The sequence below is a fragment of the Pandoraea sp. NPDC087047 genome (assembly GCF_044745225.1).
In the GTDB taxonomy this organism is placed as follows: Bacteria; Pseudomonadota; Gammaproteobacteria; order Burkholderiales; family Burkholderiaceae; genus Pandoraea.
This window is the reverse complement of the sequence record NZ_JBIUZU010000001.1, coordinates 531,660-542,128: the sequence shown is the minus strand read 5'-3', so window position 1 is coordinate 542,128 and position 10,469 is coordinate 531,660. Positions and strand designations below refer to the sequence as shown.

Below are 10,469 nucleotides of genomic sequence, written 5' to 3'. Positions count from 1 at the left end.
CGTGCGATATGTCGGTAGAAACGCGCCAGCGGCCGGGGAGGGCGTATGCTGACGCTCATCACCGTCGTCTCCAGCGCAGGCGGCGCGGGGCGCAGCACCGTAACGGCGCATCTCGCTGCACAGCTCGCTCACGGGGCATACCCCGTGGCCGTGCTCGAACTCGACGCACAGAACAGCATCGGCGCATTGCTCGGCTTGCGCGAGACGTGTAAGACGGGCGTGTTGACGCCCGGCGTTGCGCCGGACGGATGGCGTGCCGTGCTGCGGGAGACACCCGAGGGCGTGCCGCTTCTGCCCGCGGGGCGCACCGATGCGCCCAGCGTGGCGTCCTTCGGTCAGTGGTTGCGTCAGGATACCGGCGGCTTGCGTCGTCAGCTCGATGCCCTCGGCCTGCCTGCGGGCACCCGGGTGCTGGTCGACACGCAACGACTGCCGGACGTCATTGCGCAGGCGGCCGCCGCTGCCGCCGATCTGGTGCTTGGCGTGGTGCCGGTGACGACGACCGGCTACGTCACGCAGGCGGATCTGATGACGGCTTGCGCGGGCCGGGCGCAGATGGTGCCGAATCTGACGGCGTCGAACTCGTCCCTCAACAACGATCTTCTGCATCTGATTCGGGCGCGCGGCGGCGATGCCATCGTGCCCGTGCGGATTCATCGTGACGACGCCGTCGGCATGGCTGCCGCGAACGGTCAGTCGCTGGTGCGCGCAGCTCAAGGCTCGCAGGCCGCCCTCGATATCGTTCACCTCGAATCGTGGTTGCAGCGTGCGACGGCGCCGGACGACGGCGCTGGGACCGCGGCTGCGACCGCCAATGTACGCGCGAGGGCCGGCAAATGATCGGCGACGCGCTGCATTCCCTCTACCGGCTCGGGCGCGAGCTTCTCGCGATGCGTCTGGTCGTGCCGCATCGCCCGGACGGGCGCCCGCCGGGCGTCACGCAATGGGTGCTCGCCGCGACCTTGCGCTCGCCACGTCAGCGGCGGTGGGTCTCGCAAGCGGGCGATCATCTCGTGGCGCGTCTGGCGATGCGGCTCGACGTTCGTCAACTCGATCAATGGCGCGACTGGTGGCTGCGCATGGTGTTCCAGCCCGCTCGCACCGGACGTCCCGACTATCCGGGCCGCGCGCTGTCACGGCTCAACGAACGCATGACGCAACGCTTCGACGTGCCCGCCGACGCGGGCTTCTGGCAGGTTGTGCGCGCCATGCTCTGGCGTCGGGCCGACCGGCGCCCGGCGTTCCCGCCCTACACCGCGTGGTTGCTATTCCGGGAGAACAACGAGCGCTTGCGTCTGTGGCTGGTGCAAACGCTCTTCGGCATTCCCCCCGACACCCCGGCCGAACTCGCGCATCGGTTCGACAGAAAGCTCGAACAGGTGATGCAGTGGCGGGTGACGTCGACCGTCGTGGCGCTGCTCGGCCTTTTCGGTGTGTTCTGGATCGTGACGACCCCGTTCGATCCCTTCTCGCAATTGCTGTTCTCCATCTGCACGCTCACGCTGGCGCTGGTGTTCCGCCGCCTGGACAGCCAGTACTCGGTGCTGGTATTGATCGGCTTGTCGCTCACCTCGACGGTCCGCTACGTGTGGTGGCGTCTCACGCAGTCGCTGGCGTTCGACACCGTGGGGGAAGCGGCCGCGGGCTACACGCTGGTGGCCGCCGAAATGTACACGTGGATGATTCTGCTGTTCGGCTACATCCAGACGGTCTGGCCGTTACAACGCCGTATCACGCCGTTGCCGCCGGACACGCGCGAATGGCCGAGCGTCGACATCTATATCCCGACCTACAACGAAGGGCTCGACGTGGTACGCCCGACCGTGTATGCCGCCTGCGGCATCGACTGGCCGCGCGAGAAGCTCAACATCTATCTGCTCGACGACGGACGTCGCGACGAAATGCGCGACTTCGCCGCACTCGCGGGCGTGCATTACGTCACGCGTCCCGACAATCGTCATGCGAAGGCTGGCAACATCAATCACGCGCTAGGCAAGACGCAGGGCGAGTTCATCGCGATCTTCGACTGTGATCACATTCCGGTGCGCTCTTTCCTGCAAACGACGATGGGGTCGTTCCTCAAGGATCCGCGCTGCTCGCTCGTTCAGACGCCGCACCATTTCTTCTCCGACGATCCGTTCGAGCGCAACCTCGCCACGCGCGGCGCGGTGCCCAACGAAGGGCGTTTGTTCTATGGTGTCGTGCAGGACGGCAACGACTTCTGGAACGCGTCGTTCTTCTGCGGCTCGTGCGCGGTGTTGCGTCGCACAGCGCTCGACGAAGTCGGCGGGGTAGCCGTCGAGACCGTGACCGAGGACGCGCATACGGCGCTCAAGATGCACCGTCGCGGCTGGAATACGGTGTACCTGAAAGTCGTGCAGGCCGCGGGCCTGGCGACCGAGTCGCTCTCGGGCCACGTGGGGCAGCGCATTCGCTGGGCGCGCGGCATGGCGCAGATCTTCCGCGTCGATAACCCGCTGTTCGGGCGCGGGTTGAAGTTCGGTCAGCGCATTTGCTACGCGAACGGCATGCTCCATTTCTTCTACGGCATTCCGCGCATGATCTTCCTCCTCGCGCCGATCTGCTACCTGTTCTTCGGCTTGCATATCGTGCAGGCGGCGGCGCTCAGTATCTGCGCCTACGTGCTGCCGCACATCGCTCACGCGAACATTGCCAACTCGCGCATTCAGGGCAAATACCGGCACTCGTTCTGGTCTGACGTCTATGAAGCGGTGCTCGCCTGGTATGTTGCGCTGCCGACAACGGTGGCGTTCATCAACCCGCGTTACGGCAAGTTCAATGTGACGGCCAAGGGCGGCCTGATCGAGCAGAGCTTCTTCGACTGGAGCATCTCGAAACCGTATCTGGTGTTGCTCGGGTTCAACGTGGCGGGCTTTTGCGCGGGCGTGGTGCGCTACTTCTACGGCCCGGTACACGAAGAGGGCGCGCTGATCTTCAATCTGTTGTGGGTGATGTTCAACCTGGCGGTGCTGGGCGCCGCGGTCGCGGTGGCGACCGAGGTGAAGCAGGTGCGTCGCACGCACCGCGTATCGATGCGCATGCCCGCCACGCTGTATCTGCCGGATGGACGTACGATGGCGTGCCACACGCGCGACTTCTCCGGTGGCGGGCTCGCGCTCTCACTGCCGGTGGCCCTCGATCTGGGCGTGGGGACCGAGGCGCAGGTGGCGCTCTTGCGAGGCGCGACCGAGTACGGCTTCCCGGTGAGCGTGGTCGGCACACGCGCACAGGACTTGTTCCTCGCGTTCATGCCGCTGACGGCCGAGCAGGACAAGCATCTCGTGCAATTCACGTTCGGGCGCGCCGACGCATGGCGCGACTGGGATGCCGAGCGCATGCGCGACGAACCGATCAAGGCGCTGTTCGAAATGCTGGCCATGGGCCTGCGCGGTTATCAGGTGCTCGCGAATTACCTGCTGAGCAAATTGGTGACGAGTTGGCAGAATCGTCTGCGCGGCGCACGACAGACGTGAGGCGATTCGGGGGGACGTAGACGGCTCGGGCGGCCAGCATCGAACGCCCTGAGCGAGGATCAAGCGGAACGTGAGCCGGAGGTCACCGGCACCAAGGGAACGAGACGATGGGCATCTGGAACCTCTATTTCATTCTGAAGCTGTTGCTGCTGTGGACGGGCATCATCGGCTTTCACGTGTTGCCGAACTTCGTCTTCGCGCTGTTTCTGGCGGTCCGGCTGCGCCCGCGCTGGGCGCGCGTGACACGCCAGGTGATCGCTATCGTGCTGGGCGCGGCGCTGCTTTACTACGATTCGAACCTGCCGCCGTTCGCGCGCTTCATCGAGCAGTTGCCTGCGTTGATGCAGTTCCGTTTCTCGTACCTCATCGAGTTGCTCGGCCGCTTCGTTTCGGCGCGCGACTGGCTGCTGCTCGCGATCATGGTGCTCGCCTACTGGATCGTGAACCGCTGGGTGCGCGTGACGACGTTCGTGCTGCTGGCGCTGCTGATCGTGCCGGGCGTGCTGCGTGTGGGGACGCTGGTCTCGGTGTCGCCGGTGATCGCGGCGCAGGGCGATACCACGGCGGTAGCGGGTGGCGCGGCGCCGGGCGCAGGCGGTGCAGGTGGTACAGGTGCCGCGGCATCGGCCGGTGGCGCAGGCGAGTTCCTGGCGGCCGACGGGGAGGTACTGCCGGGCGCGAACCCGAACGCGGCGCTCGACAGTTTCTATTCGCGCGAACTCTCACGCGCCGTTTCGTTGCCTGCGCAGGCGGGCGCAGGGCCCGACTTCGACATCATCTTCCTGCATGTCTGCTCGCTCGCGCAGGACGATCTCGACGTCGATAACCTCGACAATCTGCCATTGCTCTCGAAATTCGATTTCGTCTTCAAGAACTTCAATTCGGCGGCGAGCTACAGCGGTCCGGCGGCCATTCGCGTGCTGCGGGCCGGGTGCGGACAGCCGGCGCACCGGTCGCTGTACGACCCGGCCGGCCCGCAATGCTACGTGATGAGCAACCTCAAGACCCTTGGCTTCACGCCGTCGCTCGCCATGAATCACGACGGGCATTTCGACAACTTCATGCAGGAAGTGCGGCAGAACTTCAACGTGCCGGGTGTCGCGCCGTTCGACAACACGCATACCCGCGTGTCCATGCGCGCGTTCGACGAAACACCGATCCGCGCCGACGGCGAGGTGCTGCAAGCGTGGTGGAAGCAGCGCAACGCCATGCCGGACAAGCGTGTCGCGCTCTACTACAACACGATCTCGCTGCACGACGGCAATCGTCTCGAAGGCTCCAAACTCACCAGCGTGCAGAGCTATCCCGTGCGCGCGAAGACGCTGTTCGACGACTTTGGCCAGTTCATCGACACCATCGCCAGCTCGGGACGCAAAGCCGTGGTGGTGTTCGTGCCGGAGCATGGGGCGGCGCTGCGCGGAAGCAAGTTGCAGATTTCGGGGATGCGCGAAATTCCGGTGCCGGAGATCACGCATGTGCCGGTCGCGGTCAAGCTCGTCGGCTTCGGTGACGGGGCGAGCGCGCCGCACGGCACGCCGGTGACGATTTCCACGCCCACGAGCTATCTGGCACTGATGACGCTCGTCTCGCATTTGGTCGCCAACAATCCGTTTGCGGGCACGCCGGATCTGGCGCAATACGCGAACGATCTGCCGCAGACGGCTTTCGTGTCGGCCAACGAGCAGACGACCGTCATGAAGTACGGCAGCAAGATGCTGATTCGCGGGGCGGACGGCGTCTGGCTCGATCTGAAATCGCTCGAATAGCCCTAATCGCCCGAATCGCGCGAGGGGCCAGGCGCAAGGGCTCTGCACACGGTCTTCCGGAATCGCGCATACTGTGCGACGTGCCCGCGAGAGCGGGCAGCGCCGTCTTGCGACGTCGCGTCTCTCCAGATGCTTGCCTGATCCGAAACTTCCGGGAGTTACCGTGCAATACACGAAATTCGGCCGCACCGGCCTGACTGTTTCTCGCTTGTGCCTCGGCACCATGACGTTCGGTCTCCAAACCGATGAGGCCGCCAGCCATGCCATTCTCGATCGCACGGCGCACGCGGGCGTCAATTTCATCGATATCGCCGACGTTTATCCGCTTGGCGCCGACACGTCGCTTGTCGGGCGCACCGAAGAGGTTGTCGGCCGCTGGCTCAAGGGCCGTCGCGACAAGTTCATCGTGGCGACCAAGGCATGCGGCGAGATGGGGCCTTCGCCGTGGGACAAGGGCGCCTCGCGCAAGCACTTGCTGAGCGCGATCGACGCGTCGCTGAACCGCCTCGGCACGGACTACGTCGATCTCTATCAACTCCATTGGGACGATGCCGAGACGCCGCTCGACGAGACGCTCGAAGCGCTCGACACCATTGTGACGTCGGGCAAGGCGCGTTACGTCGGCGTGTCGAACTATCTCGCCTATCGCCTCGCGCGTGCCCTGGGCCGCTCGGACGTGCTGCGTGTGGCGCGTTTCGTGTCGGTCCAGCCGCGCTACAACCTGCTGTTCCGTCAGATCGAGCGCGAACTGCTGCCGCTGGCGAGCGAAGAGGGGCTGGCCGTGATCCCCTACAACCCGCTCGCAGGCGGGTTGCTTACGGGCAAGTACCGTCACGACGCCGCACCGGCCGAAGGCCGCTTCACGGCGGCGACGGTCGGCAAGGCGGGAGCGATGTATCAGCAGCGCTACTGGCACGAGCGCGAGTTCGAGACGATCGAAGCGCTCAAGGCGATTGCGAAGGACGCCGGTGAATCGCTCACGCGTCTGTCGCTCGCCTGGGTGCTCGCCAATCCGGCCGTGACGTCGGCGATCATCGGCGCGAGCCGCGTCGAGCAGCTCGACGAGACGCTCGGCACCATCGACTACACGCTGGCGCCGGAACTCAAGGGGAAGCTTGACGAGGCGTCGCACGCCTATCGCTGGGGCGACGCCGCGCGTTAAGCCCCATTGTCGTCGCGAAGCGCTACGCCACAGGCCCGCTATGCCGGGCCTGTGGTTTTTTGCGCTGCATCAAACACGCGCCTTCCGGGCGCTACCCCAGCACGCGAAGGGTGGCCTTCGTCCACCCTCGGGCGGTATAGTGGCATCGTCGTGCCTGGTTCGTCAGATGAAACATCGCGGTGGCCGAACACGCGCATGGCATTCCTTCGACTTCCGACGCGAGGCTGCTCATGACAAAACGCATTCTGTTGGCGACCGACGGTAGCGAGTCGTCTCGCCGGGCGTTGCGCGAGGCCGCCGCCTTTGCGCGCAATGGCGACGCGATCCGCGTCATTCACACCGTGGAAGATCCCGTCAATCTGCTGACGGCGGCGTTCGGCAAGCTCGTGGATCTGGAACAGATACGCCGCGACATGCAGCGCGAGGGCGAAGAGCATCTCGCGCGGGCGGTGCTCTATCTGCGTGAGGAAGGGTTCGACGCGCAGGCGCATCTGCTCGATTTGCGCACCACCGGGGAGACGGTCCCCGAGGCCATGACGCGCGAGGCCGACGAGTGGGGCGCCGACATCATCATCGTCGGCACGCATGGCCGCAGCGGCGTGCGTCGCGTCATGCTGGGCAGCGTCGCCGAACAGATTCTGCGCTGCGCGGAAGTGCCGGTGATGCTCGTGGCGGGCGAGGCCCGTCCGCATTTGCCGCTGCGCTCCGGCGGGCATTACGAACGTATTCTCGTCGCGCTCGACAACAGCGAGACGTCGCGCCTCGCCTTCGAATACGCGTTATCGCTCGCGCGCACGCACGGGGCGTCGATGCGCGTGGTGCACGTGCTCGATTTGCCGGGGCCGTTCCTTGCAGGCTTCGACCCGGAGCCGCTGCTCGACGCGGTACGTGCCGTGGGCGAACAAGTCCGAAGCTGGGCGGTGAAACGACTCAAGGAAGCGGAAGTGCCGGGCGAAATCGAGATGCGGGAGATTCAGCCGGTAGGCGAAGGGGTTGCCGATCAGATCATCGCCGCGGGCAAGGATGCCGATGTCGACGTGATCGTGCTCGGCACGCACGGCCGGCGTGGGTACAGACGCTTCACGCTGGGTAGCGTGGCGGAAGATACGGCCCGTCACGCGGGCCGTCCGGTACTGCTGCTGCCTGCGCACGCCCCGTTGGTCTGACGGGCTGCGCAGGCTCGTGGCGCACATCGGGGCGGGCGCGCCCGGTGTGCGCCAGACGCCTCAGGCCAACTCGGCGAGCAGTGTCTTGAGCGGCGTGGCGGCATCGGCCAGACGCGCCGGATCGACCACTGCGCGGCGGCCCACGAGTTCGCGGGCGGCCATGAACTCCTGGGCGCGGTTGATGCTCGCGGCTGCCACGACGGCACCGTCGCGCAGATAGAAGAGCATAAACACGGCAGCGCCCTGGGCGTCCGGCAGACGGCGTTCGACCACGGTGTCGTGGCCTTGCGTCATGCCGACCATCTGCAGCTTGGCGTTGAACTGATCCGACCAGAACCACGGGGCGGTGGCGACGGCCTTCGGGGCGTCGCCATGCACCACGCTCGCCGCCACTTTGGCCATTTCGCTGGCGCTCGGCACCGACTCCAGACGAATACGACGGCCCAGCGCCGGGTGCTCGTGATGTGCGCAATCGCCCACGGCCAGAATGGCGGGATCGCTCGTGCGGGCGAATTCGTCCACGACGATGCCGTTATCGACCGCGAGACCGGCGGCTTGCGCGAGTTCGGCGTTCGGGATCAGACCGATACCGACAACGACCACGTCCGCCGGCAGACGCTTGTCACCGGCCACCACCGCTACGACCTGACCGGTGGCGTCTTGCTCCAGCGCCGTGACACCGACGCCGACTTGCACGTCCACGCCGTTCTCGCGATGCAGCGTGGCGAAGAATCCGGCCAGATCGGCCTCGGCGACACGCGCCAGCAGACGCGGCGCGGCTTCGAGCACCGTCACCGATGTGCCGGCCTTGACAGCGCTGGCCGCCACTTCCAGACCGATATAACCCCCGCCGATCACCACGACGCGCTTGCCCGGCGTGAGGGCGTCGCGCAGACGCTGGGCGTCGGCGATATTGCGCAGGTAGTAGACGTTGGCGGCGTCGCCGCCGGGAATCGGCAGGGGACGCACGCGACCGCCGAGGGCGAGCACGAGATGGTCGTAGCGCAGCGTCTGGCCGTCGTCGAACGAGACGGTGCGAGCGGCGCGGTCGATGGTGGTGGCCGTCACGCCGAGGCGCACGTCGATTTCGGCCTTCTCCCAGGCGTCGGCCGGACGGATCAGCAGGCTGGCTTCGTCGGCCTGACCGGCCAGAAATGCCTTCGAGAGCGGCGGGCGGCGATACGGCAGATGGGTTTCGCTGCCGGCGAGCACGATGCGGCCGGTGTAGCCGAGTTGACGCAGCGCGAGGGCGGTTTCGCCGCCGGCCTGACCGGCGCCGAGAATGACGGTGGTAGTAGCTTCGGACATAGGAGGGAGAGCCAAAGAAGCGAGTGAAATCGGCCGCCAGTGTAATGCATCGGCATTCCCCCAGCGAAATGGCAGCGTCCCGGACACCCGCGAATGGCGCTTGCGCGCTGTCATTTGGCGCGATCGCGCCCGTCGTGGCATGGCCCCGCAAGCCGTGCTTTCGTGGGCCGTTTGGTCAGACAAAACCCTCGTCATCGGGTGGTCCTTCAGTATTCATGCGGGTTGCCAGCCGGTTTCGCCCAAGATTGCATGGTTGCGCGAATTCAGGCGTAGAGTGATTTCGTCGCGCAACATTGCCGCCGATGGAGGAGACACCATGGCCTGGACTAAAGAACAGAAGCATGTGGTAACGGCAAGTTATCTTGGGTGGACGCTCGACGCGTTCGATTTCTTTCTGATGGTGTTCGTGCTCAAGGACATCGCGAAGGAGTTCCATACCGAGCTTGGCAGCGTGGCGTTCGCGCTGTTGCTCACGTTGGCGATGCGTCCGGTCGGCGCCTTCATCTTCGGACGATTGGGAGACAAGTTCGGGCGGCGTCCCGCCATGATGGCCAGCGTGCTTCTCTATGCGTTGCTGGAACTGGCCTCGGGCTTCGCGCCCAGTCTCACGGTACTGCTGATCCTGCGCGCGCTCTTCGGCATTGCGATGGGCGGCGAGTGGGGTGTGGGGGCGGCACTCACGATGGAAAGCGTGCCGACGCATTCGCGCGGCATCGTCTCCGGACTGTTGCAAGCGGGCTACCCGAGCGGCTATCTGCTGGCGTCGATTGTCTACGGACTCTTTTACGACAGTATCGGCTGGCGGGGCATGTTCTTCGTCGGCGTGTTGCCGGCGCTGCTCGTGCTGTATATCCGGCGGCATGTGCCCGAGTCGCCCGCATGGCGCAAAGGGGAGGCTGCAAGTGCCGCGCCGAGTGCGAACTTCCTGCAGGTGCTCTCGCGTAACTGGAAACTGGCGCTGTACGCCATCGTGCTGATGACGGCGTTCAACTTCTTCTCGCACGGCACGCAGGATCTGTACCCGACCTTCCTGCAAGTGCAGCACAAGTTCGATACCCACACGGTTAGCTGGATCGCGATCACGTACAACATCGGTGCGATTATCGGCGGGCTGTTCTTCGGCGCGATGTCGGAGAAAATCGGACGCCGCCGCGCCATCATCATCGCCGCGCTGATTGCGTTACCCGTGCTGCCGCTGTGGGCGTTCTCCAGCGGTGCCGTGCTACTCGCGGCGGGGGCGTTCCTGATGCAGATCTCGGTGCAAGGCGCATGGGGCGTGATTCCGGCGCACCTGAACGAACTCTCGCCTGACGAGATTCGGGCGACGTTCCCTGGGCTCGTCTATCAGTTGGGGAATCTGTTCGCGTCGGTCAACGGCAACCTTCAGGCAAGCATCGCCAAAGCGCACGACGGCAATTTCGGGCTGGCGATGGCGCTCGTCGCGGGTACGGTCGCGGTGGTGATTGCGGTGATGGTGTACTTCGGACGCGAGCGTCGAGGTGTGGTGCTGGGCACCGGTGCGGAGGTGCCGGCAAGCAGTGTCATGCCGCCCGGCGCGCCGATGACGCATTAG

At 65.5% G+C, this 10,469-nt stretch carries 7 protein-coding genes; 6 read left to right on the top strand and 1 reads right to left on the bottom strand.

Going from position 1 to position 10,469, the window contains the following annotated elements:
* The first annotated feature begins 45 nt into the window (after positions 1-45).
* From ACIPHM_RS02275 to ACIPHM_RS02255, 5 genes are all read left to right on the top strand, one after another.
* Positions 46-840: a cellulose synthase operon protein YhjQ/BcsQ gene (locus ACIPHM_RS02275; RefSeq protein ID WP_400324130.1), complete on the top strand. Its 795-nt coding sequence runs from the start codon at positions 46-48 to the stop codon at positions 838-840.
* The gene (gene bcsA / locus ACIPHM_RS02270) at positions 837-3,494 is read left to right on the top strand and encodes a UDP-forming cellulose synthase catalytic subunit (RefSeq protein WP_400324128.1); all 2,658 of its coding nucleotides are present in this window, start codon (positions 837-839) and stop codon (positions 3,492-3,494) included. The genes ACIPHM_RS02275 and bcsA overlap by 4 nt, the downstream gene beginning before the upstream one ends.
* A 107-nt stretch (positions 3,495-3,601) precedes the next feature.
* Positions 3,602-5,260 carry a cellulose biosynthesis protein BcsG gene (gene bcsG / locus ACIPHM_RS02265; protein ID WP_400324126.1) on the top strand — a complete coding sequence of 553 codons (1,659 nt, stop codon included), beginning with the start codon at positions 3,602-3,604 and terminating at the stop codon, positions 5,258-5,260.
* 163 nt (positions 5,261-5,423) lie between these two features.
* Positions 5,424-6,422, top strand: a complete 999-nt coding sequence (locus ACIPHM_RS02260; protein WP_400324124.1) for an aldo/keto reductase — start codon at positions 5,424-5,426, stop codon at positions 6,420-6,422.
* Positions 6,423-6,652: 230 nt separating this feature from the next.
* Positions 6,653-7,588, top strand: coding sequence for a universal stress protein (locus ACIPHM_RS02255; protein ID WP_400324123.1), 936 nt, complete (start codon positions 6,653-6,655; stop codon positions 7,586-7,588).
* A gap of 60 nt (positions 7,589-7,648) precedes the next feature.
* Here the strand turns inward: ACIPHM_RS02255 and ACIPHM_RS02250 are convergent, their stop codons facing one another.
* Positions 7,649-8,896: an NAD(P)/FAD-dependent oxidoreductase gene (locus ACIPHM_RS02250; protein ID WP_400324121.1), complete on the bottom strand. Its 1,248-nt coding sequence runs from the start codon at positions 8,894-8,896 to the stop codon at positions 7,649-7,651.
* Between the two features lie 316 nt (positions 8,897-9,212).
* Between ACIPHM_RS02250 and ACIPHM_RS02245 the strand changes: the two genes are divergently transcribed.
* Positions 9,213-10,469, top strand: a complete 1,257-nt coding sequence (locus tag ACIPHM_RS02245) for an MFS transporter (RefSeq protein ID WP_400324119.1) — start codon at positions 9,213-9,215, stop codon at positions 10,467-10,469.

Bases quoted from the DNA above. Each gene is read 5' to 3' on its own strand.
- ACIPHM_RS02275 (WP_400324130.1), top strand. From the start codon at position 46: ATGCTGACGCTCATCACCGTCGTCTCCAGCGCAGGCGGCGCGGGGCGC.
- ACIPHM_RS02255 (WP_400324123.1), top strand. From the start codon at position 6,653: ATGACAAAACGCATTCTGTTGGCGACCGACGGTAGCGAGTCGTCTCGC.
- ACIPHM_RS02250 (WP_400324121.1), bottom strand. From the start codon at position 8,896: ATGTCCGAAGCTACTACCACCGTCATTCTCGGCGCCGGTCAGGCCGGC.
- bcsG (WP_400324126.1), top strand. From the start codon at position 3,602: ATGGGCATCTGGAACCTCTATTTCATTCTGAAGCTGTTGCTGCTGTGG.
- bcsA (WP_400324128.1), top strand. From the start codon at position 837: ATGATCGGCGACGCGCTGCATTCCCTCTACCGGCTCGGGCGCGAGCTT.
- ACIPHM_RS02245 (WP_400324119.1), top strand. From the start codon at position 9,213: ATGGCCTGGACTAAAGAACAGAAGCATGTGGTAACGGCAAGTTATCTT.